The sequence below is a fragment of the Sorangium sp. So ce176 genome (assembly GCF_051519835.1).
Lineage (GTDB): Bacteria > Myxococcota_A > Polyangia > Polyangiales > Polyangiaceae > Sorangium > Sorangium cellulosum_G.
Map to the genome: position 1 here is coordinate 3,524,122 of NZ_CP150371.1, position 24,141 is coordinate 3,548,262.

Sequence of the window (24,141 nt, forward strand, 5' to 3'; positions counted from 1 at the left end):
GGCGCCGGGGAGAGCGCTCCTCTCCGGGCGCGAGCCAGCCGCGGGCTGGGTTGCGCAGGAGCGGGGCGCTGCCCCAGGAGCACCGCGCATGACCGTCTCCTCGCGATCCGACCTCGCCGCGACCCCCGCGCCTCCGCCCGTTGACCCTGCCCGTCAGGGCAGCGCACCCGTCGCCCACGACCCTCGCTTCGAGGTGGCGGCCCCCGATCGGTTCGGCGAGCGGTGCGTCCGCAGCCGCGCGGCGTTCGCCGCGGGGGACGTGCTCCAGCCGTTCGGCGCCGCGGCCGTGCACGACCGGCCGGACCGGATGACGCTCCAGCTCTCCCGGGACCAGCACATCGATCTCGAGCCGGGGTTCCTGGCGTTCATCAACCACAGCTGCGATCCGAACGCCTGCTTCGACGTCGAGCTGCGCGCGCTCGTCGCGCTCCGGCCGATCGCGCCCGGCGACGAGATCACGTTCTTCTATCCTTCCACGGAGTGGGCCATGGCCTCTCCGTTCGCGTGCCGCTGCGGGAGCGCCCGCTGCCTCGGCCGCATCGCGGGCGCCTCCCATGCGACGCCCGGCGTGCTCGCCGAGCACCGCCTCGCGCCGCACATCGCCGGCCAGCTCGCGCAGCGCGCCCCGCCGTCGAGCGGCGCTGCCTGAGCGAGGGCGGCGCCGTCCGCGCGCTCGCCGCGCGCGGCGCCGTCAGTTCATGTCCCAGAAGTACTTGCCCCCGCTCGGCGGCGGCTCGTCGGCGTCCCCGTCGGAGGCGCCGCCGTCCCCTGATTTTGTTAGCTGAATCACTTCTTCGAGCGAGCTCGCCTCGTCGCGCCAGTACGCTTCCGTCCCGAAGTGCGGGAAAGTCCTGGGGAAAATGGGATCGTGCCACCGCCGCGCGATCCAGGCGGCGTAGTGGATCAGGCGGAGCCCGCGCAGCGGCTCGATCAGGCCGAGGGTCGACCGGTCGAAGCGGCGGAGCTCCTCGTAGGCGTCGAGGAAGAGCTCGCGCTGCCGCCGGGCGATCGCGTCGCGGCCGGGCAGGAGGAGCCAGAGGTCCTGCACCGCGGGGCCGACGACCATGTCGTCGAAGTCGAGCACGCGGAGCGCGCCGTCGCGGAGCAGCAGGTTGCCCGGGTGCAGATCGCCGTGGATGCGGAGCGCCTCGACGTCGCGCAGGCGCTCCTCGGCCGCGTCGGCGACGGCGCGCGCGGCCGCGAGGTACCGCCGCTCGACGGACGCGGGGATGATCTTGCGCTCGGCGAGCCAGCCGAGATCCTCGCGCGCGTACGAGTCGGCGGAGAGCCGGACCCGGTGCTCGGCGGCCCTCGCCGCGCCCACGTTGTGGATGCGGGCGGCGAGCCGGCCGAGGCGCGTGAACAGCTCGTCTCCGAGCTCGTCGGGCGCGCGGCCGCCCATGCGCTCGAAGAGGCAATACTGGATGTGATCGATCTGCTGGAGCGTCTCGCCGTCGGGGAACGGGCGCGTCGGGCAGACGGGGATCTCGGCCTCCGCGAGCTCCGCGAGGAACCGGTGCTCCTCCAGGATCTGCTCGCGCGTCCAGCGCCCCGGGCGGTAGAACTTGGCGATGATGCGGGTGCGGTCCTCGAGCTCGACCTCGTAGACGCGGTTCTCGAACGAGTTCAGCGGGTAGCAGACGCGGTTGCACAGCAGGCCCGCGGCTTCGACGGCCTCGATCACCTTGTGCGGGGTCAGCGACAGGAAGAGGTCGGTCGGGGTGGTGACGCTCATGGTGGGAGGAGTTGAGCACCAACCGGCGCCGCGCTCGACGAGAAGTTGGGCCGCGCCGGTGCGAGCCGGGCGGGCGCGGGCGCGGCGCGCCGACCTTGCCCGGCGCGCCGCGCGATCGTGATACGCTGCAGAGCGAACCTCATGACGGACGAGACGCAGCTTTCCTTTCCTCATCTCGAGATCAGCAAGCTCGAGGCGATGGTCGAGATCATGTTCCTCGCCGCCTACGCCGACGGGTCCGTCAACGAGGCCGAGCGCGACGAGCTCGCGGGGCACGTGGCGGCGATGAGCGTGGGCCGCATCGGGGCTGACGTCGTCGAGACGCTCATCGCGATCATCGAGCGCTCGGTGCGCGAGGAGGGCCGGCGCGGCCGGTTCGCGGCGCTCCGCGCCCGCCTTCCCGACGTGCGGATGCGCGAGGCCGCGATCGAGCTGGCGGTCCGGCTCGTCGCCGCCGACGGTGTGATCCACGAGAGCGAGCACGCCCTGCTCGTCGAGGCGGCCGAGGCGCTCGAGGTGCCGATCGCGTTCAAGGGGCGCGTCGCGCCCGGCTCGGCCCGCTGAGCGGCCGGACGGCCGCGACGTCGGCGCGGGACAGCGTGCGCCCCGGTATTGCCTGAACGTCGCCGCCGGCGGCTTCAGCGGCCAGGTGGACGAGGCGCTGACCGACGAAATGAAGGCCGCGTGGGGGCCGCTCGCCTACGTGCGCGGCGCGATGAAGGTGCTGCCGGATCTCACCGGCTACGAGACGACGATCGCCTGGGATGATCAGGAGTTCGAGCGCGTCGAGGCGCTCAATGTGATCGTCGCCAACGGCAGGACCTGCGCGGGCGGGATGAAGGTGGCCGCCGGGGCGAGCATGGAGGACGGGCTGCTCGACGTGGTGATCGTCCGGTATGCCTCGCTGCTCGATCTCGCCGCTGTGGCGGCGCGCCTCGTCACGGGCAGCTACCTCGACAGCGCCGAGGTGATGCACAGGCGCGCCTCCCGGGTGCGGATCGCCGCCAGGCCGGGGATGTGGTTCAATGTGGATGGCGAGCTCCTGAGCAACGCCCCCATTTCGTTCTCCGTCGAGCACCGCGCGCTCAGCGTGCTGGTCGGCCCCGGATACGACGCCCGGGGCGAGGGGACCTGACACCGGCGGTCGCTGTGTCCGCCCGTGTGCCGGCGCAGGGAATGCGCCGCTGCCCGATGGTTGCGCCGGCGGATCCGGCCGCGCGACGTCCGTGACCGCCCGGGAGCGCGGCGCGCCGCTGAGCTGAGGGGAACGACCGTCATCCGGCGCCGGATCTGAGGCCTCGGGCCCGCACCCGGGGGGCCCCGGCGGGCGCGAAAGACGCGCTTCCACTGCGGTTTGTGTCGGCCTGTTCCTTGCACATACTCCATGCACAAGGACATGGATAGCCAACGAACTGACAGCTCCACGACGCCACATGGCGCATCGATGGAACCCACGTCGAATCGATCCCGCCCCGCAAGTGGCGGCAGAGCTTCACCGCGCGCGTATCGCTCACCGCGATCTCCGCGCTGGTCGGTGGCGCACCGTCCTCCATTCGAGCCCGTCGACCTCCGGGCTTCCGGCAAGCTGTCGAGGCCGTCTGGCTCGGTCTGGTGCCCTGGCGCGGATGTCGCGCCCCTGAACCCGTCGGCGGACGCCCCGGCGAGCGCGCCGCCGGCCACGCTGCGGACCGGCCTCGCCGGCCTTTCCCAGCCCGCCGCTGCGCCGGCAGCCGCAGTCCTGCCGTCTCCTGCGGCGGGCGAGACGACCGCCGTGCTGCGGCGCTACGCCCCAGGCGACGTCCTCGCGGGGCGCTATCGCCTCATGGAGCTCATCGGAGAGGGGAGCATGGGCGCCGTGTGGAAAGCGCGGAATGTCGCCCTGAACCTCGATGTCGCGCTGAAGCTCATCCGCAGCGATTGCTCCGTTCCGGAGGCCGCCTCGCGGCTGCTCCGGGAGGCGCAGGCCACGGCGCGCGTGTCACACCGCGCCGCGGTGCGGATCTTCGACCTCAGCGTCACGGAGGAGGGCGAGCCGTTCGTTGTGATGGAGTTCCTCCACGGCAGGTCGCTCGCGCAGGTGCTCGCCGAGTCTGGGCCGATGTCGCCCATCTCCAGCGTCCAGCTCCTGCTGCCCGTGATCGGCGCGCTCAGCGCCGCGCACGGCGCCGGCGTCGTCCACCGCGACGTGAAGCCGGCGAACGTCGTGCTCGTGCGCGAGGGCCGCAGGATGATCCCCAAGCTGATCGACTTCGGGATCGCCTTCACGGCGACCCGCGTCGTCGGCGACGGGTGGCGGGAAGCGCTTGTCGGGAGCCCGGCCTACATGGCGCCCGAGCAGGTGCGCGGCGGGCAGGAGTCCGACGCGCGCTCCGACGTGTGGAGCGTCTGCGTGGTGCTCTACGAGCTCGTGAGCGGCCGTCGCCCGTTCGGCGGCCCGGGCAGCATCTCCATCGTGCACGACGTGCTGCGCCTCGACCCGCCGCGCCCGGACGCCTTCGAGGCGCACCCGCGGCTCTGGGAGATCGTCGCGCGGGGCCTGTCCAAGGCCCCGGAGGATCGCTTCCCCACGATGGCGGCGCTCGGCCGCGCGCTGGCCCAGTGGGCGATCGCGTGCGGCGTCTCGCACGACGTGACCGGCGCGTCGCTGGTCGACTACTGGCTCCCCTGAGCGGGCCTGCGGAGGTGGGGTGAGCCGCCGGCCGGCGGCTCAGAAGCGGACGCCGCAGCCCTTCGCGTCGACGAACGCCTTCATCGACGCGAGCTCGTTCGGCACCGCGTCCCGGTAGGCCCAGCTGATCGCGCCTGCGTATCCCTGGCTGTACCAGCTCTCCAGGAGCTTCGACACATTCGCCGTCGAGAGGCCGGCGGTGGGGAAATCGCTCATGACGACCGGCTTGTCGGTGATGCCGTAGTCCGCGGGCGACTGGTTGTAAGGCCAGTACCGGTTGACCCGGTCATTCATGTGGAAGGTGTAAAAATCGATGTCCGTGGTCGTCCAGGCCAGCGACCACTTCATCGAGGCCGAGCCGATCGTGATGAGCGCCTGACTGTCCGCGCGCAGCGCCTGGATCGTGTCGCGGAGGAACGCCTCCATCTGCTCGTGCGCGATCGGCTCCACATCGGGGTCCGGGGCGTAATCGGGGTCGCCGTACGGGCTCGGTCCGGTCATGGCGAGCTCGGGCTCGTTGATCACGTCCCAGGCGACCATCCGGTGCCGGTACGGGCTCTGCTCGACCGCCTGGGCGATCGGCCTGACGACGTTCTCTATCAGCGCCGCGCGCCGCGCCGCGTCCGTCACGAGGGGGGAGATGCCCACGGTCTTCACGTCCCCGTCGACCCGGCTCGGGTGGAAGTTGTCGAAGGAGAAGAGGCAGAACATGAGGTTGATGTCCGCCTGTTCGGCGAGCTCGAGGGCCTTCTGGACGTCGCTCCGCGTCGTCTCGCCGAGGCCGGCCGGGTCGCCGTTCTCGTCGAAGACGACGCTCTCGCCCCGGATCTCCGGCAGCATCCACCACCGCGCGACGCTCGCCCCGTTGGCGCGCATGCCGGCGAGGTGCTTTGCGTGCGTTTCCGCCTCGGCCGTGACGCCGCGCTTGTCCCACGCGGCGATACCGCCGAAATCGCCGGCGAAGTTGTGCCACGCGTAGTTCATCCCGAACAGGAAGCGTGTCTTGCAGCCGACGGTGATACCCCCGCCGTTCGCTGGGCACTCGTCGACACACGCAACGGTGCTGGCGTCGCCGCCTCCGTCGCCTCCGCCGCCCTGGCCGTCCTCGCCGCCCCCCTGTCCGCCGTGCCCGCGCACCGGCGGCGCGCCGCCCTGTTCGCCCTCCGCCTCGCCGTCGAGCGAGCCGGTCAAACGGCAGGCGCCGAGCGCCAGGGCGGCTGCCGTGATGAGAGCGCTGCGTCCCAGTGCACTTCCAGGGGATTTCATGGTGTTAATGGGGCGATGCTACGCGCGCCCGTCCACGGGCGCCATCCGGATTCATTCATGCGCTCACCGAGAGCACCTTTTGCGACGCCGCGCGCGCTGCTCGTGCAATGGTCCTGCGCGATAGCGGTTATCTGCCCCACGACCAGCCCAGTTCGTCTGTAAGGTGGAGTGGGAGTGGTCCGAGCGCGGTGCAGGCGGGGCGGTCGCGCTGTCGCTGGCCGGACGGCGAGCGGGCCCTGTCGGCGGGCGCGACCGCGCGGGCGGGCCGGGCGGCGGCCTCGGCCGGCGCTGCCCGCGTTCCCCTTGAAACCTGCTTCCCCGGCCGGCTAATGGAGGGGGTCGGGGCGCTCGGGCCCCGAACGCCCCGCTAGCGGGAGGAGAACCACCGATCATGAAAGCGCGCGCAGCCGTGGCCCACAAGGCCGGCGAGAAGCTCACGGTCGAGGACGTCCAGGTGGAGGGCCCTCGCGAAGGCGAGGTGCTCGTCGAGATCAAGGCCACCGGCGTCTGTCACACCGACGCTTACACCCTCTCGGGCAAGGATCCGGAGGGCCTCTTCCCCGCGATCCTCGGGCACGAGGGCGCCGGCGTCGTCGTCGACGTCGGTCCGTCCGTGAGGAGCCTCAAGAAAGGCGATCACGTCATTCCCCTGTACACGCCCGAGTGCCGGCAGTGCGCTTACTGCACGAGCGGAAAGACCAACCTCTGCCAGGCCATCCGCGCCACGCAGGGCCGCGGGCTGATGCCGGACGGAACGAGCCGCTTCTCGATCGGCAACGAGCGGATTCACCATTACATGGGCACGTCGACGTTCTCGAGCTTCACCGTGCTCCCCGAGATCGCTGTCGCGAAGATCCGCGAGGACGCGCCGTTCGACAAGGTCTGCTATATCGGCTGCGGCGTGACGACGGGTATCGGCGCTGTGATCAACACAGCCCAGGTGAGGCCCGGCGACAACGTCGTTGTCTTCGGCCTCGGCGGCATCGGGCTGAACGTGATCCAGGGCGCGCGGATGGCCGGCGCCGATCTCATCGTCGGCGTCGACATCAACCCGAAGCGCCGTGAGCTGGCCGAGAAATTCGGGATGACCCATTTCGTCAACCCGAACGAGGTGCAGGGAGATCTCGTTCCCTACCTGGTCGATCTGACCCGGGGCGGCGCCGATTTCAGCTTCGAGTGCATCGGCAGCGTGAAGGTCATGCGCCAGGCGCTCGAGTGCTGCCACAAGGGCTGGGGGACGAGCGTCATCATCGGCGTCGCCGGGGCGGGCGAGGAGATCTCCACGCGCCCCTTCCAGCTCGTCACCGGGCGCGTCTGGAAGGGCAGCGCGTTCGGCGGCGCGCGCGGGCGCACCGACGTGCCCAGGATCGTCGACTGGTACATGGAGGGGAAGATCAAGATCGACGAGCTCATCACCCACACGATGCCGCTCGACGACATCAACCATTCCTTCGATCTCATGCACGAGGGCGAGTCGATCCGCAGCGTCGTGCTCTTCTCCTGAGCTGAACGGCGCGGGGGCGAGACGCTCCGTCGACGCGCGAGGCGCGCCCTCGCTGGCGCTCCCCGCGCGCCGGGGAGGCAGTCCGGCGCGCGGCGCTGCCTGCCCGGCCGCCGTGCGGTGACCGCCGGGGCGGACGCGCTAGGGCGCTGCCTGCGCGGCGTCGTGCGCGGCCGCGAGGCGCGCGGGCGCGCGGCGTCTGGTCGTGGCGCGTCCGGTCATCGGGGGAGATGTCGGTGCCATGGCGGCGGCGACGGGTGCTGCAACAATGCGGCCCTCTGTGACATCATCCGTTGCCATGGTTCATGTCACCTCCCTGGCGGGGCTGCCCGCCAACGCCCTCGCCGAGGCGAACGCGGCGACCGCCGCCTGCGATGCTGTCGTCCTCGTCGCCCCCTCGCCGATCGCGAAGCACGTGGGGGGGCTCGGGCCCGCGGTGGGCGCGCTGATCGAGGCGGCCGCGCGGGCGGACTGCGCGCTGGAGGGCAGGTGTGCTCCGATCGTCCTGCCGGCGCCCGGGGTGCCTGGCGGGCGCCTGGTGCTCGCGCCGATGGGGGCGCTCTCGGAGGAGATCGACGACGTGCGCTCCGTGGCGGAGGCGGCGTCGGCCGGCTTCGCGCGGGCGGTGGAGGCGGGGGCGAGCCGCCCGCTCCTCGTCGTGCGCGCGCCGGCCGGGCCGCGGTTCGCGCGGGCCGTCGAGGTGGGGGCGCTCGCCGCGCTCGGGAGCCAGTGGACGCCGCTCGAGGCGCGCGAGGCGGAGATGGCCCCGCGCACGGCCGAGTCGGTCGCGGTGCTCGGCCTGCCGGAGGCGCGCGCCCGCGAGATCGCGGCCATCGAGGTCGGCCGCGCGCTCTGCCGCGACATCACCGGCACCGAGCCGGAGCGGATGGCCCCCCGCCGCGTCGCCGAGATGTGCGAGGCGGCGTTCGCCAGGACGGGCGTGCTCGTCAAGATCGAGCGCAACGTCGACGACTACCCGCTGATCAGCGCGGTCTCGCGGGCGTCGCGGGTCGTCGAGCGCCACCGGCCCTGCGTCGTGCGGCTCGACTACCGGCCTCGCGGGGAGATCCGGCGCACGGTGATGCTCGCGGGCAAGGGCGTCACCTACGACACAGGCGGCGTCGACCTGAAGACGGACGGGAACATGGCCGGGATGTCGCGCGACAAGGGCGGCGCCGGCGCGGTCGCCGGGCTGGTGCGCGCGGCCGCGGCGCTCGGCCTGGAGGGGGTGCGCATCGTCGGGCTGCTCGGGCTCGTGCGCAACAGCATCGGCGAGGAGTCCTATGTGAGCGACGAGATCATCCGCAGCCGCGCCGGCGTGCGCGTGCGGATCGGCAACACCGACGCCGAGGGGCGCCTGATCCAGGCCGACCTGCTCGCGCTCGCGCGGGAGCTCGCCATGAGCGGCGCGCCCGATCCGATCCTGTTCTCGGTCGCGACGCTGACGGGGCACGTCTACCGCGCCCACGGGCCGTACACGGGCGCGATCTGCAACTCCGCCGCGCGGCCCGAGCTCGACCGGCTGGACGTCCTCGCGGAGCGCTGGGGCGAGCCGATGGAGCGCGTGCGGCCGCGGCGCGAGGACTACGCGTTCGTCGCGCCCCGATCGTGCGCCGAGGACGTGGTCTCGTCGAACCGCCTCGCCTCGGTGAACACGCCGCGCGGGCACCAGTTCCCGTTCGCGTTCCTCGACATCGCGTCGGGGCTCAAGGGGGGCACGCTGCCGTTCATCCACCTCGACATCGGCGGCGTCGGGGTCGAGTCCGTGGACTGGCAGTTCGGCCGCCCCACCGGCATCCCGATTCCAAGCCTTACCGCCTACCTGTCCGGCGAGTCTTCTTAGGGGCTCACCCGCTTCGGAGACGGGCCCATCTCGACGTTTTCGGTGCTCGGCGTACAGAAGTACGCCTGTGCTCCTTGTTGGGGGCTCACCCGCTTCGGAGACGGGCCCATCTCGACGTTTTCGGTGCTCGGCGTACAGAAGTACGCCTGTGCTCCTTGTTGGGGGCTCACCCGCTTCGGAGACGGGCCCATCTCGACGTTTTCGGTGCTCGGCGTACAGAAGTACGCCTGTGCGCCGAAAACGCCGATCTGGGCCCGTCTCCTGTGCGGGTGAGCCCCGGCAACGGGTGGGGATCGAGAGAACGAGAGAAAGAGATCGGGGACGGATCGGTGCGAGGGGGAGGGGAGCGCGACGTCTGTGGACTTCCTGGGATGACCGCCTGGCCACGCGCGTACGCGCGGGGCGTTTGATCCGTCCGTGATGGCGGGGTGGGGCGCGGCCGGAGCGTGGATGTGTTGCGCGGTATCAGGGGGGCGCGGTTGCGGCCGGCACGTCGCTGGCAAGCTCGGCGGCCATGGGGACAGCTCGTTCGACAGCAATCGTCCGTCGCGCCCTGATTCGGCCCGTGCTCTCCGGATGGCTCGCTGCGGCGGCCGTCGCGTGCGGCGCGGGTGAAGGGGGGAACAACCTGGATTCACAGCGCCTCGGCGCGCCGCAGCGCGACAGCCGCGAGATCCTCCTGGCCGCCGCGGGCGAGGACTCGAGGGCCGAGCGCGCGCAGCCGGCGCCCGAGCGGGCCGGCATCAAGAGCGTGCCAGTCCCGATCGGCAGCACCGGCTTCGCGCGCGGGCGGTCGACGGCCGTCGTCAAGGCCCCGATCGAGCGCGTGCGCGCCGAGGTGCTCTCGTTCGAGCGCTATCCGGAGTTCATGCCGCACTACAAGAAGTGCCGCGTGCTCGGGCGCACCCCCTCGGGCGGGTGGGATGTCTACATGGAGGTCCAGGCGCTGAACGGCGCTGTCACGATGTGGGCGCGCCTCGAGATCCAGAAGCCGGCGCCCGTGGATGGAGTCGAGACCTACTCGTCCCGCTTCGTCTCCGGCAACGTGCAAGACCTCCAGGCCACCTGGCAGCTGGAGAAGATCGACGACCAGACGACGCGCCTGTCCCTCGAGGTCTTCCTCCGGCCGAAGCTGCCGCTGCCGAAGAGCCTCCTCAACTCGGAGAACCTCGACGGCTCGGCGCGCGCCGTCGCCGCCATCCGGGCGCGCATCGAGCAGGGGCAGGACGGGGGCCGCTGACGCGCGCGCGGCGGCCGGCGATCGCGTCAGGGCAGCCGGATGCTGAGGTTGTCCAGCGCCCCCGAAGGGCCGGGGAGGGGGCGGGATCCGAGCGTCCACTTGCGCACCGGCGTCCCGGCCGGCAGGCCAACGTAGTTGTGGCGGTGGCGCGCGCCGTTCAGGTGCGCCCGGTTCCCCGTGAAGGCGCTGAGCCCGGCGGGGGCCTCGTCCTCGATGCCGTACAGCGTGTTCCGCGACAGCGTGTTCCCCTCGACGAGCGCGCGCGCGCAGGCCCTCAGCCAGATGCCTTTGCCGTCGTTGTTGGCGGCCTGGCACCCGATGATCCGCGCGTCCTTCTGGCCCTCGAGCAGGAACCCCGCGCCCTTCCGCGGATCGCCGCGCGACGGGCCCGCGTCGACCGGCGGGGCCGGCGGCTGCACGAACAGCGGGGCGCGGTGGACCGTGTTGCCGTCGGCGATGCAGTCGATGAAGGCGTTGTCCTCGCCCCCCACGAAGCCGCCCTCCGGGGCCGCGAGCGGCGCCGACGCGATGAACCCGGCCGCGAGCCCGTCGTCCTCGGCGGTCCCGCTCGCGTTGCGGTTCCCCACGGCGGCGCAGCGCCGCAGCACCACCTGGCGGGTCGAGTGGAGCGCGAAGCCGCCGGCGGGCGCGTTCACGCCCACGCCGTGGTTGCCGATCGCGCGGCAGTCCTCGATCAGCGCGCGGTACACCGCCCTGCCGATGCGGAAGCCGAGCGCGGAGAAATCCCTGACCCCATCGGCGGACGCGCCCGGGTTCGCGTTGTAGTTCCCGTCCGCCTCGCACGCGATCATCTCGAGGTTGCTCGTTGTCGAGATGTTGAACCCGCACGCGCGGTTGCCCGTGAGCGTGTGGTTCCGGTTCGCCCGGCAGCGCAGGAACTTGTAGTTCTCCCCCCACGCGAAGAACCCGGCCGGCTCCCCGCCCGACGTGTTGTCGTGCGCCTCGCAGTCCTCCACGAGCACGTTGCGGCAGACGACGAAGTCGGCGCCGACGACGTTGAACTGCACGCCGCTCGGCCGGGCGCTCGTGTTCGCGTTCCGGTTGAACACGCACTGCTTGACCTCCACGTTGTCGCAGAACAGGACGAGCGCCCCCAGCGTCACAACGCCGTCGAGCCGGCTCGTGTTCTCCGAGCACACGCAGTTGAGCATCCGGATGTCGGAGGCGAAGGTGATGGCGTTGCTCGCGTCCTGCGTGCGCTGCGTGCCCATCACGAAGATCCCGCCGTTGCGGCAGAGGAAGCTCGTGTCGATCACCCCGTCGCCGCCGCACCGGCTGACCGAGAGATCGCGCAGATCCACATGGCGGCAGTCCCTGGCGACGATCCCGACCCCCTGGATCCCGACAACGCTGCCGTTCTCGATGACGATCCGCCGCCGCCCCTCGACGTGGACGCCCACGTTCCCGGAGACGACCTCGCCCCGGCACGGCCTCGCGCCCGGGTCGGCGACGGTCCTCGGCGCCGGGGGGTGCACCTGCCGCAGCGTCCTGCCGCACAGGTCGAGCGTCACGTCGTCGCTCGCGATCGTGATCGCGCGCGCGTCCGCGTCGCTCGCCACCCAGTCGACGTCCGCCACCAGGGCGTACTGGCCGGGCGCCGTGATGACGAACGGAGCGCGGCGGTCCGGGTCCGGCCCGCCGTTGATGTCCCGCGCCGTGATGGGGATCCTGCGGCAGCACGCGTCGTCGTGGGGGAGCTCGCTCATGGTTCCTCGCCGCGAGTCTACGCCGCGGGGCGCCCGGCGCGCGTCACTGGATCGGCGCGGCGCGCAGCGACCCGGCGAGCTTCGCGTAGAGTCCGCTCCGCGGGTCGTCGCGCCGGTAGACGAGGCGGAAGTGGTCGCGCGCGAGGACCGCGGACCGGAGCAGCCGCTTCAGCTTGCCGCTGCGGAGCTCGGCGGCGACCATGTGGAGCGGCAGCACGGCAACGCCCTCGCCCGCGAGCACCAGCGCCTTCATGGCGGCGCCGAGCCCCACCCAGCGATGGCGGGCGAACGCGAAGCGGCCGACGCCGCCCGTCGGGTCGGCGAGGTACCGGAACAGCGGCATGGTCGGGTCGATGTCGAGCAGGCAATGCCGCGCGGCGTGCTCCGGGCGGGAGAACTCCTCGCGCTGCAGCAGCTTCGGGGAGGCCACGAACGCGTAGCGCTCCTCGTGCAGCGTCTCCGCCGCGAGGCTCGCGGCGCTCCAGCGGGCGCTCGTGACCACGCAATCGACGCTGCGGTCGTGGAGGCGCCGCAGCAGATCGTCGGAGGCGCCGAAGTAGAGGTGGAGCGTCACCTCGGGGCGCCGCCGCGTCAGCTTGCCGAGCTGGGGGACGAGCCAGGACATCCCGAGCTCGAAGCGCGTGCCGAGCGTCAGCTCGACGGGCGCGGGCGCGGGGCTCATCGCGCTGCGCAGGCAGTCCTCGGCGATCGCCAGGCACTGTCGAGCGCGCGGCAGCATGGCGAGGCCGAGCGGCGTGAGCTGCACCCGGCGGGTGGTGCGCTCGAACAGCGGCGCGCCCACCTGCTCCTCGATCTGCTTGATGCGCTGGCCGAAGGCGGCGGGGCTGAGCGCGACGGCGCGCGCCGCGGTCCGGAAGTTCAGCGTCCGCGCCGCGGCCTCGAAGCAGGCGAGGTTCTCCAACGAGGGGAGCAGCATGGCCGCATTGTATCGCTCGCCACTACAATCCCTGTCACGAAAGGTCGTCGCCGGCCGTCACGGGCGCCGTGGCGCGGGCGCTGAACTTCCAGGCCGCGGCGCTGCTCGCCGCAGCAGCCGCGCGGCCCACAGCGAGAGCGCCAGCAGCCCGACGGCCAGCGCGGCCCCGATCGGCGTGCGGTGTCGCTCGGTGAACGGGAGGTCTCGCGCGGCGCGGGAGGCGCCGAGGGCCGGGTTGGCCTGCGCGGCGCCGAGCCTCGCCGGCGCGGGCGGCTGCTCGCGCTCGCCGCGATCGAGGACGTCCGCCAGGTCGTAGCGGGGGCGCGCGCCGAGCGGGTCGCCGACGTACAGCCGGTGCGGGCCCGGCTGGGCGGCGCGGAACACGATCTCGCGGGCCCGCACCTCGGCTTGCGCGCCCGACAGCGAGAGCGGCGCCGAGTCGCCGTCGTGGACCGTGAGGCGGAGGAAGCGCTTGCGGGTGGGGCTCAGCGGGATCCGCGTCAGCGCGAGCGCGACCCCTGCCTCGCCGCGAGGATGGATGCGGTAGATGAGGCCGCTGCCCACCGGGGGCCAGACCGCGCGGTAGGTGGTCGAGGCGACCTCGATCCGGCGGCTGAACTCCGGCGTGGCGACGTCGAGGAGCACGGCCTGCAGCGGCGCGCCGTCGGCGCCGGCGTCGAGGGTGACGAGGGTCATCTTCGCCTCGCTGTCCCGCTGCGTCTCGACGATCGCGAGCGGCAGCAGCGCTGTCTTGCCGGCGTCGGCCGGCGGCTCGCACGAGACGGCGCCGCCGGTGATCCGGACCTCCGCGGCCGCGCCGCGCGCCGGGGCCACCTCGGGGACGAGGCGGACGCGGACCAGGGCGGCGCGCGAGAGCGGATAGGAGACGGCGAGGTGCTCGACGGTCTCCGAGCCCTGGGGGATCCGGTACACGTGGGCACCGCGCGCCACCTCGCGGAGCGACCTCGGGTCCGCGCCTGTGTCGACCCGCGCCTCGCGGAGGAAGCTGCTGCCGAGCACGCTGAGCTCGATCCGGCAGTGGCGCGTGCCAGGCGCGTCGAGCGCCCAGCTCGCGTGCGTCACGCCGGCGGCGTCGACCCCCGGGTCGAGCATCGTGGCGGCGATCCGACCGGGGGAGGGCGCGGCGCCCGCCTCGCGGATCATGTACGGCACCTCGGCGCCGTCCGGGCCGGCGATGCGGACGTCGGCGAGCAGCTCCTCGGCGCGGCTCTCGCGGTAGAGCTCGAGATCGACGTCGACGCGGTGGTCGCCGGCGGCGTCGACGCCCTCGATGGGCCGGACGAGCGCGTGCTTCTCGATCGACAGGGCCGCGGCGGCCGGCGCCGCGGCGGGCGGCGGCGCCGTGGCTGTCTGGGCCTCCGACGGCCGCGCGAGGCCCGTCGCCGCGAGCAGGGCGAGCAGCCCGGCCGCGCCCCTCGGGCCGGCGCGCAGCAGCGTCACGAGGCGCCGGCCGAAGCGGGCGTAGAGGAAGCCCCCGCCGACGAGCAGCGCGCCGACGCCTGTGAAGAGCGCGATCTGGTAGATGCGCTCCACGTGCCATACGTCCCAGGTCACGAGCTTCGCGATCGTGACGGCGAACAGCGCGAGCCCGGCGTACCGATGGAAGGCGTCGCGCGCGGCGAACCCCGCGGTGAGCAGCGCGATCGCCGCGAGGGCGAGGACGAGCGTTGTCGCCATCGCGAGGCTCCCCTGCTGGGCCTCGAGGGCGGCGCGGTGCTGCACGGCGAGCTCGACGAACTCCGCCTCGTCGAGGGGGACGGGCGGCGCGGGGGGGAGCTCGGTGATCGCGCTGCGCACCTCGATGACAGCTGTCGTGATGAGCAGGGCGTAGCCGGAGCCGAGCGCCGCGAGCCCCGCGGCGCGCGCCGAGGGCCGCGATCGCGCGAGCATCCGCCCCGCGGCGAGCAGGGCCGCGCTCACGCCCGCGAACGCCCAGGCCCTCGCGTTGAGCAGGACGGGGGGGGCCATGGCGCCGTCGCGCCCGCGCGTCTCGAACCAGGTCGTCACGAGCGCCTCGGCCTCGGCCCGATCGACGACGAGCGCCCGGGTGAGGGCGGCGGCGAAGAGCAGCAGGGTGACGGCGAGCCAGGCGCGCTCGCCGGTGCGCGCCGCGATCGCTGCCGCGACAGCCGCGAGGATGCCCCAGATCACGGTGACCGTCGCCCCGCCGAGCCCGAAGGCGACGGCCGCGGCGAAGAGGGCGAGCGCCTGCCCGAGCAGCAGGGCGATGCGATCCGCGGGGGGCGCGCCGTCGCGCGGGGGCGCAGCGCCGGCGAGCGGGGGCGCCGCGCCGGCGCGCAGGAGCGCCGCGCCGAGCGCGAGGTCCAGGGCGCCGGCCGTCGCGGTGAGCAGCGCGCGCAGGGTCGGCGCGTCCTCCGGCGTCGCGCCGAGCGCGGCCGCGACGAACCCGAGCGTCCCCACGCTCGCGGCGAGCGCGGCGGGCCAGGAGAGCGCGGGCTCGCGCGGGCGCCGCGCCGAGGCGCCCACGGCGCCGAGGAACACCAGCATGACAAGCGCGGAGGCGACGAGGAAGCCCGCGTCAACGGCCGCCGGCGCGGCCGCCGCGTCCGCCTCGGCCGCCGCGAGCGCGCCGGGGGCCGCCGCCGCGAGCGCGCCGGCCGAGGCGAGCGCCGCGGCGAGGAGCAGGGCGGGGAGCTCGGCGCGCGCGGCCATCCACGCCACGAAGGCGGCGGCGCCGGCGACCGCGAGCGCGAAGAGCGCCGCCTCGGTCCCGAACAGCAGCATGCCCGCGGCGCAGGCGAAGAGCGACGCGCCCGCGGAGCACTCGACGGCGGTCCTCCTGTCGACGCGGCGCGCGAGCCCGGCGTCGCGGAGCCAGCCCGCGAGGTAGACGAGCGTCCAGGCCGCGACCAGCGCGACGAGCGTCGTCCGGCCCGGCGCCGGCGCGTCCGCGAACGCCGCGGCGAAGGCGAGGAAGCCGGCGCCCATCGGCGCCAGGAGCCAGCCGGCGGCGCCGAGCGCGCGCAGCGCCGCGACCGCCGCGAGCGCGATCGCGATCGCGGCGGCGCCGAGCGCGCGCGGGGCGTCGAGCAGCAGCGAGCCAGCGCCGGCGTGCGCGAGCACGAGCGCCGCGACGCCGAGCGCGACGGCGTCCGCGGGCGCGGCGGCGGGGACGGCGCCGGCCGGCGCGGGGCCGCCGGGCGGGGCCGCGCCCGCGGCGGCGGCGGCGCTCCGGCCGAGCGCGCGGCGCGCCCACAGCGCGCGCAGGACGCCCTGCGACGCGGCGAGCGCGACGAACGCGAGGGGCACCGCGCGCGCGGCGAGCGGGAGGTACGGTCCCGAGAGCGCCTCGACCGGCTGGTCGGGCCAGGGGGCCGCGCCCGCGTCGCCGAGGGCCGGCGCGGCGCTCGCGTCGAAGTACCGGTCGTACCAGCCCGAGAACAGCGCCGCGTGGCCAGCGAGCGCGAGCCAGGGCGCGACGCGGAAGCCGAGCTTCGCCGCCACCGCGTGGACGACGCTCGTCATGAGCAGCAGGTAGCCGAACAGCAGGAGCGGCCGGTCCTGCCCCGTCGACAGCACGACGGGGTTGAGGAAGCCGGCGACCAGCGAGAGCACGAGGATCGCCTCGCCGCGGTGGCGGAGCGCGAGCGCGGCGCCGAGCAGGAGCAGCACCGTCTCCGCCGCGAACGCGGCGGAGAACGGGATGAGCTCGTACAGCACCGCGCTCGCCCACACCGACGTGACGAGCACAGCGAGCCCGAGGCCGAGGAGCGCGTGGACGAAGCGACGCTGCGTTCTCCCGCGGATCGCCTCGGCGATCGCGAGCAGCGCGGCGCCCGTCGCCGCGCCGATCGCGACGCGCCCGGTGGGCCCGATCCAGGCGTTGTCCGAGGCGTACTTGAAGAAGAAGAGCGCGCCGAGCAGGAAGGTGGCCGCGCCTGCGCGCGTGAGCCACGTGAGGCCGAGCGTCTCCTCGATGGAGGGTCCCTCCGGGGCGCCGCGGTGCGCGGTGCCGCCGGCGCCAAGGGCGCCGTCGTGGAGCGTCCCCGCCGGGCGAGGTCCCGTGGGGGCGGCGAACGCGGCCGGCGCTGCCGCCGGGAGCGCGCCGTCCTCGCCGGCGGCCAGCGCCGCTGGCGCGGCCGTCGTCAGCGCAACGGCGGGGCCGTCGGCCGCCGGAAACGCGATCTCCGGAGGCGCGCCTGCGGCGCCTGTGGCCACCGCGGGCATGGCGCCCGAGGCGTCGGCGGCGATCGCGGGAGCCGCGCCTGCAGCCTCGACGGCGGCCATGGAAGGCGCGACCGCCGCTGGCGCGATGGCCGCCGGCGCGACCGCCGTGGGCGTGACCGCGGCCTGGGCGGCTTGCTCCGGCCCCGGGGCGCTCGCGCTGCGCGGGCCCTGCGTCGGCGCGATCAGCCCGGCTCGTCCGCGCTGCCCGGAGAGCTCGGCCACGCGGCGCTCGAGGGCGTGGATCTGCAGCAGCAGATCCTCATTGCGCCGGTTGGCCCGGACGGCGAACACGAACGCCACGAGGGGGGCGATCAGGAGATAAGCGACGAGCCCGAGCCCGAAAAAAACCAGGATCTCTGCCCCCATGAGGACTTCGTAGCATGGGGGCTGCGCCGACGGCGCCGCCCGTCCGCGCGATGACGCCAGTGCTGTTCATGCTGCTCTTGCCGACAGCCCAGCGGAGCAGCGAGGACCTTTCGGCGCGCGCTGGGACTGGAGTAAGGTGCATCCTCATGAGGAACACACGCCTGCCTGATCGCCCGGCGCCAGGCGCCTGCTATCTTCCCCGTGTTCCCGGACGGCGGCGTTGCTCGGGGGGGGAGCGCGGCCATTCGGGAACAGTTCTTTTGTCCTCGCGACCTGCTGATCAGGAGACCCTGCGATGCTGAAGCACCCCACCGTCTCCGCATGGCAGCGCGATCACGAGGAAGGCGGTTATCAGGCCGAGATGCGCGGCTGGACCTTGCGGGTCCGATGGATCCCCGAGCGTCCCGGCGAGCAACGCGGCTTCGTGTGGGAGGCCGTCGATCCGTCGGGAAAGAAGATCACCGCGCGCGAGATCCACGAGGAGATCGAGGTGGCCATGGCGCACGCCGAGGAGTGCGTGGCCCCCGATCCCGAGAAGCACGAGTCGAAGACCATCGACTGAGGGGCGCGCGCCGGGCTCAGCCCGCCCTGTCCGCCAGCGCGGCCTTCCGGCCTCGCTTGCCCCCGTAATTCCGGATCACGATCTCTCCCACGCGGCCGCGGGCGTCGCTCTTCGCGTTGATGCTCCGGAGCGCCGCGACCCTGTCGATCTTGAACCGCTTGTAGAGCGGCGGGATCTCCGGAACATCGGAGTTCGAGAGCATCACCTTGACGCCTCGCTCGTCGAGCGCCGCGAACAGGGCCGCGAGGCGCTCCTGGTCGCGGAAGCTGAAGCCGCCCGCGCTGTAGGACGTGAAGTTCGCCGTCGACGAGACGGGCGAGTACGGCGGGTCCAGGTAGACGAAGTCGCCCTCCTCGGCGTGGTCGAGCACGCGCTCGAAGTCGCGGACCTCGAGCTCGACGGCCTGGAGCGCCGCCGAGCAGGCCCGGAGCTGGGGCGGGTTGCAGATCGACGGGTTCACGTAGCGACCGAAAGGCACGTTGAAGCGGCCGGCGCTGTTGACCCGGTACAGCCCGTTGAAGCCCGTCCGGTTCAGGAAGATGGTCCGCGCGGCGCGCTCCGGCAGCGAGAGCGTCGTCGGGTCGAGATCGCGAACCCTGTAATAGTGCGCCTGGTCGTAGGCATGGCTGCCCAGCGCGGCGATGACGTCCTCGACCCGATCGCGCACCGCGCGGTAGCAGTCGATGAGCTCGGCGTTGACGTCCGTCAGGGCGGCGCGCTTCGGCTGCAGGCAGAAGAACAGCGCTGCTCCCCCAACGAACGGCTCGAAGTAGCGCCCGTAGGACGCGGGCAGCAGCGGCTGGAACTGCCGGAGGAGCTGGCCCTTGCCGCCGGCCCACTTGAGGAACGGGCGTGGCAGCGGGGGCGCGGCGCTGTCGGGTTCAGTGACAAGTGCGGTGGTCATCGCGCAATACTGGACGCCAACCTACCAGGGCGCGCGATCGTCCTCAACCACCGCGGCTCACAGCGAGCGAGCTCACCGTCCAGAGCGCCTCGCCGGTCCGCCCCCGCGCGCGGGGGGCACGCGCGCCATGCGCCGCGCCACGCGTCGCCCCGGGCTAGGACGTTCTATGTCCACATCCCGGCCCCGGCGGGCGGCGAGGTGCCCTGTCGTCGAGGGCCGGTATTGGTTTATTTTATGAAACAATTACGGATGCTTGCAAGTAAACGTGAGCGCGAATGACCCCGTCTGTCCACCGCCCGGATCATGGCATGTCGTCGCTTGCGCGGCAGCGCAGCAGGGATAAGTTGAAGTCTCGTCACGCGGGCCGAGCAGCCGCTGGTTGAGCGGAGCTCTCCCGCATCCACGCACCGCCGCCTCGGGCCGTCTCGCCGGCGGCCCTGGGCGGCGCGGCAGGGGCTCGCCCGGGCGCAGCGCGCGGGCGCCCCGCGCCGGGTGGCGGCTTTTGTCGAAGCCGCCGTTCCCTCTCGACAGGAGGAATGCCGCCATGATGCTTGCCTTCGACCTCGATCGCGACGACGCCCCGCAGCAGCGCCGCCCCGCTCCGGCGGACGGACCTGGCTGCTTCGGCGAGGCTGCGGATTACCGGGTTCAGCGGATCCTGTACGCCGCGCGCGGCTGGATCGCGGAGCAGGACAGCATGACCACCGACGGTCGCTCGCTCCTGCTGCTGCACGCCCAGAGGACGCCTCCGGACCGGCGCGAGGCGCTGGTGCGCTGCTTCGAGCGCGTGCTCCTGCACGCCCCCCGGCCGGACCTCCCGGCGCTCGCCGCGTCGCTGCGCCAGGCGGGGCTCTCCGTCGATGACGGGCTCTCCGTGATGGGCGCCCCGGCCGGCGAGGTGTGGGCCGCCGTGCAGGGCCTCGGCCGGTTCCGCTCGTTCCCGGCGGGCCTCCACCTGTCCAGGGTGTCGCCGGACGACGACGACGACGCGATCCGCGCGATCCAGGAGCTCCAGGCCGAGAGCGGCCACGCGCCGCTCCCGGGGTGGGCCCTGCGCGGCGGCGGGGGGCGCTCGTTGACCCTCGCGCTGCGCGACGGCCGCGGCGCGCTTGTCGGCTGCACGACCCTGTGGGTCCTGACGCGGCCCGAGCCTGCCGAGGGCGGGCGCGAGGCGCTCTCGCAGCTCGGGCTGCTGGGCGCCCCGCCGCTCTGGATCCCCGACGTGGGCGAGGCGCCTTCCTGGACCGGCATGCCGATCTGCACCTGCCTGCGCGACGAGTACCGCGGCCGCGGGCTCGGGGCGCCGCTCCAGGCCGCGGCGCTCCGGGAGGGGCACGAGCGCTTCGGGATCCGGTGGTTCTACGCGCTCGTCAGGGCCGGCGACGAGATCGCGAAGCGCATGAACGCGCGCTGCGGCCTCGCCCCGCACAGGGCCGAGGGGTTCCTCCTCGCCTCGGCGGGCCCGTCGGACCGGCCCCGGCGCCCGGCCGAGGCGCGCCGCGGGTCAGGCTGACAGCACGGGCGCGAGGATCCTGCCGAGCTCCGCGGCGATCTTCTTCTGCTGCGGCACGCGCGCGCCGATCGAGGCGAGGTAGAGCGTCCGGTCGCACACAGTGAGCCGCGTCGCGTAGAAGTCGTCCCCGCCGGCCACGGCGTCGACGAACTCGTCGAGCTCGGCGTACCCGGCGATCTTGTCGGCGCAGCCGGCGCCCAGCGCGGCGAGCAGCGCGAGCTCGTCGTCGCTCCCCGCGCCGCCAGCGCCGCGCGCCCCGGCGAGGAGCAGGCCCTCCTCGCCGGCGAGGGCCACGGCGCGCGCGCCGCTCCCCTGCATCGCCCTCACCAGGCAGCGCTCCACGGCATCTTGAGGGACATCGCTCGGCGTCATCTGTTGCTTCATCGGGGTGCCTCCGGCCGCGACTCTGCGCCGACCGCCGCGGATGCCCAAGAAATCGGCGGCCGATCGCGGAGCGACGCCGTGGCGCCGCGCGCCGGAGATCCCGTCGCGGGCGGCCGATCTGCGCAGCTGGCCGATCGACGACAGCGCCGGCGTCTCGCCCGCGAGGCGCGGCGGATGCTGTCGAGCGCGCGCCCGTCGTGGTAGCCGTCGCGCGCCACCTCGACGAAGCCGTACTTCATCGGGGCATGTCGCCCACCACCGACCGGGCGAACGCGAGCTTGTCGTACGGCTCGTCGCTGACGGGGCAGCCAGCGTCTCTACCGGCGCGAAGGGGCGACCCGGTGAGCTGCTGTGCCGAGGAGGCCAGCCTGGAGGCGTCGTCCGGAACGTTCGAACGACGACAGCGCGAGGGCTGACAGGGAAAGAAAAGCCAGAGTGGCGATCCCAGCGGGAATCGAACCCGCGTTACCGGCGTGAGAGGCCGATGTCCTAACCGCTAGACGATGGGACCTTGTTCTGTCGAGAAGGCCTACAGCAGAGCTGATCGGCCTGGCTGGGGGACAAGGATTCGAACCTTGATAGCAAGAGCCAGAATCTTGCGTCCTGCCGTTAGACGATCCCCCAAGGGGTGAGCGCTCTGCATCAGCGCCACGGGCCGCGGAATCTACTCGGGCTGCCCGGTATGTCAAGCGATGAAAATCGGAGCCGGCGACGAAAGTTCCTCGGGCCGGAAATCGGCTGCATTTCGCGCCTGTTCGTCGAACGCCACCCCGCTGGATTCCACCCGGGCGCGCGCCGGCCCGCCTCGGCGCCGGGTCCGTCCATCCCCGAGATACCCCGCCTGGCCGCCGCCCGCGCCACCCCGTGGCGCCTTGCTTCCCGCTTTCTACAGAAATTTTCCTTTCCCCGTCCGGGCGCTGCGTCGGCCGAAAAGTCGCGGCTGTCTGCCGTGCGCCCTTGACGCGCCGGGAGCCTGATTTACTTTCGGCGCGGTTTTAGCCACCGGCCTGGGAGAGTGCCAAGCAACTGTGATCCCGGGTACTTAGCTCTCGTCGTGTGGGCGGAATGCCCCGGCGGTGGGGGCGAGCGGGACCTCCGGCGAGGCCGATGGTCAGTCAACCAGCCGAGGACGAGGAGCCATCATGAGAATCAGGCCGCTGCAAGATCGGATTGTCGTCAAGCGTGTCGAGAGCGAGACGAAGACCAAGGGGGGCATCATCATCCCCGACGCCGCGAAGGAGAAGCCGATCGAGGGGCGCGTCGTCGCCGTGGGCAACGGCAAGGTCCTGAAGGACGGCAAGGTTCGCCCGCTCGAGGTGAAGGTCGGCGACAAGGTGCTGTTCGGCAAGTACAGCGGCACCGAGGTGAAGCTCGACGGTGAGGAGCACGTGCTCCTCCGCGAGGACGACGTGCTCGCCGTCACCGAGTCCGCCTCCGCCGCGACGTGATCCGGATCCAGGCAACCGAACCCAAGCGTTGCAGATGCGGCCGCGCGGCCGCGAGGGGATTGAGAGATGGCTGCGAAGCAGATCGTTTTTAGCCGCGGCGCCCGCGCCGCGATCCTGAAGGGCGTGAACACGCTCGCCGATGCGGTCAAGGTGACCCTCGGGCCCAAGGGCCGGAACGTCGTCATCGAGAAGAGCTGGGGCGCGCCGGTCGTCACGAAGGACGGCGTCACGGTGGCGAAGGAGGTCGAGCTCGTCGGCAAGCTCGAGAACATGGGCGCCCAGATGGTGCGCGAGGTCGCCTCGAAGACGAGCGACAAGGCGGGCGACGGCACGACGACGGCGACGGTGCTGGCGCAGGCGCTCTTCGGCGAGGGCCTCAAGCTCGTCGAGGCCGGCCACAACCCGATGGACCTGAAGCGCGGCATCGACGCGGCGGTCGCGAAGGTCATCGAGGCGGTGCAGCAGGCCGCCAAGCCCACCAAGGACAAGGACCAGATCGCCCAGGTCGCCACGGTCAGCGCCAACGGCGACAAGGAGATCGGCGCGATCCTCGCCGACGCCATGGAGAAGGTCGGCAAGGAGGGCGTGATCACGGTCGAGGAGAACAAGCGCATGACGACGGAGCTCGAGACCGTCGACGGCATGCAGTTCGACCGCGGCTACCTCTCGCCCTACTTCGTGACCGACGCCGAGAAGATGACGGCGGTGCTCACGAACCCGCTCATCCTCGTCCACGAGAAGAAGATCTCCGCGATGGCCGACCTCCTGCCGCTGCTCGAGCAGGTGGTGAAGCAGGGGCGCGAGCTGCTCATCCTCTCCGAGGACATCGAGGGGGAGGCGCTCGCCACGCTCGTCGTGAACAAGCTGCGCGGCACCATCAAGGTGGCCGCCGTGAAGGCGCCCGGCTTCGGCGATCGCCGCAAGGAGATGCTGAAGGACATCGCCATCCTCACCGGCGCGACCCCGTTCATGGAGGACCTCGGGCAGAAGCTCGAGAGCGCCACCGTGCGCGACCTCGGGACCGCCAAGCGGGTCGAGATCGACAAGGACAACACCGTCATCATCGACGGCCAGGGCGACAAGACCGCCATCAAGGGCCGCATCGAGGCGATCCGCAAGCAGATCGCGGACACGACCAGCGACTACGATCGCGAGAAGCTCCAGGAGCGGCTCGCGAAGCTCGCCGGCGGCGTCGCGGTGGTGAAGGTCGGCGCGGCGACCGAGACGGAGATGAAGGAGAAGAAGGCGCGCGTCGAGGACGCGCTGCACGCGACCCGCGCCGCCGTCGAGGAGGGCATCGTTGTCGGCGGCGGCGTGGCCCTGCTCCGGGCGGCCGCCACGCTCGACGGGCTCAAGTTCAACGACGAGCGCGACGCCGGCGTGCGGCTCGTGCGCCGCGCCGTCGAGGCGCCGGTCCGTCAGATCGCCCACAACGCTGGCGTCGACGGGACGGTGGTCGTGGAGAAGGTCCGGTCGGGCGCGCCCACGTTCGGCTACAACGCCGCGACGGACACGTACGAGGACCTGCTCGCGGGCGGGGTCATCGACCCGGCCAAGGTCGTGCGCCACGCGCTCACCAACGCGGCCAGCGTCGCGGCGCTGATGCTCACGACCGAGGCCCTCATCGCCGACAAGCCCAAGAAGGAGAAGGCCGCGGGCGGCGGGGCCCCCGGCGGCATGGGCGGCATGGGGGGTATGGGCGGCATGGGCGGCATGGGCGGCATGGGCGGCATGGGCGGCATGGGCGACTTCGACATGGGTTGAGCGCCTGTCCGCGCCGCGCTCGGTCCGGCGCCGGCCTCACGCCGGCGCTGGCCGCTGAGCGCGCCGCTCCCGAT

At 72.9% G+C, this 24,141-nt stretch carries 18 protein-coding genes and 2 tRNA genes; 11 read left to right on the forward strand and 9 right to left on the reverse strand.

Annotation, left to right across the window (positions count from 1 at the left end; all coding sequences use genetic code 11):
* Positions 1 to 88: 88 nt before the first annotated feature.
* Complete coding sequence (locus tag WMF42_RS13400; protein WP_061606959.1) at positions 89 to 649, forward strand: SET domain-containing protein-lysine N-methyltransferase; 561 nt, start codon at positions 89 to 91, stop codon at positions 647 to 649.
* Between the two features lie 42 nt (positions 650 to 691).
* Here the strand turns inward: WMF42_RS13400 and WMF42_RS13405 are convergent, their stop codons facing one another.
* The gene (locus WMF42_RS13405; protein ID WP_061606958.1) at positions 692 to 1,735 is read right to left on the reverse strand and encodes a serine/threonine protein kinase; all 1,044 of its coding nucleotides are present in this window, start codon (positions 1,733 to 1,735) and stop codon (positions 692 to 694) included.
* Positions 1,736 to 1,876: 141 nt separating this feature from the next.
* Here WMF42_RS13405 and WMF42_RS13410 point away from each other — a divergent pair, with 141 nt between their 5' ends.
* The 3 genes from WMF42_RS13410 (at position 1,877) to WMF42_RS13420 (ending at position 4,403) form a co-directional block, all read left to right on the forward strand.
* Positions 1,877 to 2,299 carry a TerB family tellurite resistance protein gene (locus tag WMF42_RS13410; protein ID WP_061606957.1) on the forward strand — a complete coding sequence of 141 codons (423 nt, stop codon included), beginning with the start codon at positions 1,877 to 1,879 and terminating at the stop codon, positions 2,297 to 2,299.
* 52 nt (positions 2,300 to 2,351) lie between these two features.
* Positions 2,352 to 2,870 (forward strand): diacylglycerol/lipid kinase family protein, encoded by a 519-nt coding sequence (locus WMF42_RS13415; protein ID WP_437694271.1) that lies wholly within the window; start codon positions 2,352 to 2,354, stop codon positions 2,868 to 2,870.
* A 636-nt stretch (positions 2,871 to 3,506) separates the two neighbouring features.
* Positions 3,507 to 4,403, forward strand: a complete 897-nt coding sequence (locus tag WMF42_RS13420) for a serine/threonine-protein kinase (protein WP_233561251.1) — start codon at positions 3,507 to 3,509, stop codon at positions 4,401 to 4,403.
* 39 nt (positions 4,404 to 4,442) lie between these two features.
* Here the strand turns inward: WMF42_RS13420 and WMF42_RS13425 are convergent, their stop codons facing one another.
* On the reverse strand, positions 4,443 to 5,594 hold the full coding sequence (locus WMF42_RS13425) for a hypothetical protein (protein WP_437692283.1): 1,152 nt from the start codon (positions 5,592 to 5,594) through the stop codon (positions 4,443 to 4,445).
* Between the two features lie 466 nt (positions 5,595 to 6,060).
* Between WMF42_RS13425 and WMF42_RS13430 the strand changes: the two genes are divergently transcribed.
* The 3 genes from WMF42_RS13430 to WMF42_RS13440 all read left to right on the forward strand — a co-directional run bounded on the left by WMF42_RS13430 (position 6,061) and on the right by WMF42_RS13440 (position 10,253).
* Positions 6,061 to 7,173, forward strand: a complete 1,113-nt coding sequence (locus WMF42_RS13430; RefSeq protein WP_437692285.1) for an S-(hydroxymethyl)glutathione dehydrogenase/class III alcohol dehydrogenase — start codon at positions 6,061 to 6,063, stop codon at positions 7,171 to 7,173.
* A gap of 295 nt (positions 7,174 to 7,468) precedes the next feature.
* Positions 7,469 to 9,013 carry an aminopeptidase gene (locus tag WMF42_RS13435; RefSeq protein ID WP_233561249.1) on the forward strand — a complete coding sequence of 515 codons (1,545 nt, stop codon included), beginning with the start codon at positions 7,469 to 7,471 and terminating at the stop codon, positions 9,011 to 9,013.
* Between the two features lie 565 nt (positions 9,014 to 9,578).
* Positions 9,579 to 10,253 (forward strand): type II toxin-antitoxin system RatA family toxin, encoded by a 675-nt coding sequence (locus WMF42_RS13440; protein ID WP_233561248.1) that lies wholly within the window; start codon positions 9,579 to 9,581, stop codon positions 10,251 to 10,253.
* Between the two features lie 26 nt (positions 10,254 to 10,279).
* Here WMF42_RS13440 and WMF42_RS13445 read toward each other — a convergent pair whose 3' ends face one another.
* From WMF42_RS13445 to WMF42_RS13455, 3 genes are read right to left on the reverse strand one after another with little or no spacing between them, the layout of a single operon-like run.
* Positions 10,280 to 11,980, reverse strand: coding sequence for a right-handed parallel beta-helix repeat-containing protein (locus tag WMF42_RS13445; protein ID WP_437692287.1), 1,701 nt, complete (start codon positions 11,978 to 11,980; stop codon positions 10,280 to 10,282).
* A gap of 43 nt (positions 11,981 to 12,023) precedes the next feature.
* Positions 12,024 to 12,917 carry a LysR family transcriptional regulator gene (locus WMF42_RS13450; RefSeq protein ID WP_061606951.1) on the reverse strand — a complete coding sequence of 298 codons (894 nt, stop codon included), beginning with the start codon at positions 12,915 to 12,917 and terminating at the stop codon, positions 12,024 to 12,026.
* A 57-nt stretch (positions 12,918 to 12,974) separates the two neighbouring features.
* Entirely contained in the window at positions 12,975 to 17,492 is a 4,518-nt protein-coding gene (locus tag WMF42_RS13455; protein ID WP_437692290.1) for a DUF2339 domain-containing protein, read from the reverse strand.
* 295 nt (positions 17,493 to 17,787) lie between these two features.
* Here WMF42_RS13455 and WMF42_RS13460 point away from each other — a divergent pair, with 295 nt between their 5' ends.
* A complete protein-coding gene (locus WMF42_RS13460; protein WP_061607220.1) occupies positions 17,788 to 18,054 on the forward strand; it encodes a hypothetical protein in 267 nt (88 codons plus the stop codon).
* 16 nt (positions 18,055 to 18,070) lie between these two features.
* On the opposite strand, the gene WMF42_RS13465 is transcribed toward WMF42_RS13460, so the two are convergent.
* Positions 18,071 to 18,958, reverse strand: a complete 888-nt coding sequence (locus tag WMF42_RS13465) for a DNA adenine methylase (RefSeq protein WP_061607221.1) — start codon at positions 18,956 to 18,958, stop codon at positions 18,071 to 18,073.
* A gap of 544 nt (positions 18,959 to 19,502) precedes the next feature.
* Here WMF42_RS13465 and WMF42_RS13470 point away from each other — a divergent pair.
* A complete protein-coding gene (locus WMF42_RS13470) occupies positions 19,503 to 20,471 on the forward strand; it encodes an N-acetyltransferase (protein WP_061607222.1) in 969 nt (322 codons plus the stop codon).
* On the opposite strand, the gene WMF42_RS13475 is transcribed toward WMF42_RS13470, so the two are convergent.
* The 3 genes from WMF42_RS13475 to WMF42_RS13485 form a co-directional block, all read right to left on the reverse strand.
* Positions 20,463 to 20,855, reverse strand: a complete 393-nt coding sequence (locus tag WMF42_RS13475; protein ID WP_061607223.1) for a hypothetical protein — start codon at positions 20,853 to 20,855, stop codon at positions 20,463 to 20,465. The two genes, WMF42_RS13470 and WMF42_RS13475, sit on opposite strands and share 9 nt — an antisense overlap.
* 436 nt (positions 20,856 to 21,291) lie before the next feature.
* Positions 21,292 to 21,366: transfer RNA gene (locus tag WMF42_RS13480), tRNA-Glu, on the reverse strand.
* Positions 21,367 to 21,405: 39 nt separating this feature from the next.
* A tRNA-Gln gene (locus WMF42_RS13485) sits at positions 21,406 to 21,479 on the reverse strand.
* Positions 21,480 to 21,997: 518 nt separating this feature from the next.
* On the opposite strand from WMF42_RS13485, the gene groES reads away from it, so the two are divergent.
* Together groES and groL are read left to right on the forward strand one after the other, a co-directional pair.
* Entirely contained in the window at positions 21,998 to 22,303 is a 306-nt protein-coding gene (gene groES / locus WMF42_RS13490) for a co-chaperone GroES (protein ID WP_061607224.1), read from the forward strand.
* Positions 22,304 to 22,369: 66 nt separating this feature from the next.
* Positions 22,370 to 24,067 (forward strand): chaperonin GroEL, encoded by a 1,698-nt coding sequence (gene groL, locus WMF42_RS13495; RefSeq protein WP_061607225.1) that lies wholly within the window; start codon positions 22,370 to 22,372, stop codon positions 24,065 to 24,067.
* Positions 24,068 to 24,141 lie beyond the last annotated feature (74 nt).

Coding starts and splice junctions, on each gene's coding strand:
- WMF42_RS13400 (WP_061606959.1), top strand. CDS start 89: ATGACCGTCTCCTCGCGATCCGACCTCGCCGCGACCCCCGCGCCTCCG.
- WMF42_RS13405 (WP_061606958.1), bottom strand. CDS start 1,735: ATGAGCGTCACCACCCCGACCGACCTCTTCCTGTCGCTGACCCCGCAC.
- WMF42_RS13410 (WP_061606957.1), top strand. CDS start 1,877: ATGACGGACGAGACGCAGCTTTCCTTTCCTCATCTCGAGATCAGCAAG.
- WMF42_RS13430 (WP_437692285.1), top strand. CDS start 6,061: ATGAAAGCGCGCGCAGCCGTGGCCCACAAGGCCGGCGAGAAGCTCACG.
- WMF42_RS13435 (WP_233561249.1), top strand. CDS start 7,469: ATGGTTCATGTCACCTCCCTGGCGGGGCTGCCCGCCAACGCCCTCGCC.
- WMF42_RS13445 (WP_437692287.1), bottom strand. CDS start 11,980: ATGAGCGAGCTCCCCCACGACGACGCGTGCTGCCGCAGGATCCCCATC.
- WMF42_RS13450 (WP_061606951.1), bottom strand. CDS start 12,917: ATGCTGCTCCCCTCGTTGGAGAACCTCGCCTGCTTCGAGGCCGCGGCG.
- WMF42_RS13455 (WP_437692290.1), bottom strand. CDS start 17,492: ATGGGGGCAGAGATCCTGGTTTTTTTCGGGCTCGGGCTCGTCGCTTAT.
- WMF42_RS13460 (WP_061607220.1), top strand. CDS start 17,788: ATGCTGAAGCACCCCACCGTCTCCGCATGGCAGCGCGATCACGAGGAA.
- WMF42_RS13465 (WP_061607221.1), bottom strand. CDS start 18,958: ATGACCACCGCACTTGTCACTGAACCCGACAGCGCCGCGCCCCCGCTG.
- WMF42_RS13470 (WP_061607222.1), top strand. CDS start 19,503: ATGATGCTTGCCTTCGACCTCGATCGCGACGACGCCCCGCAGCAGCGC.
- WMF42_RS13475 (WP_061607223.1), bottom strand. CDS start 20,855: ATGAAGCAACAGATGACGCCGAGCGATGTCCCTCAAGATGCCGTGGAG.
- groES (WP_061607224.1), top strand. CDS start 21,998: ATGAGAATCAGGCCGCTGCAAGATCGGATTGTCGTCAAGCGTGTCGAG.
- groL (WP_061607225.1), top strand. CDS start 22,370: ATGGCTGCGAAGCAGATCGTTTTTAGCCGCGGCGCCCGCGCCGCGATC.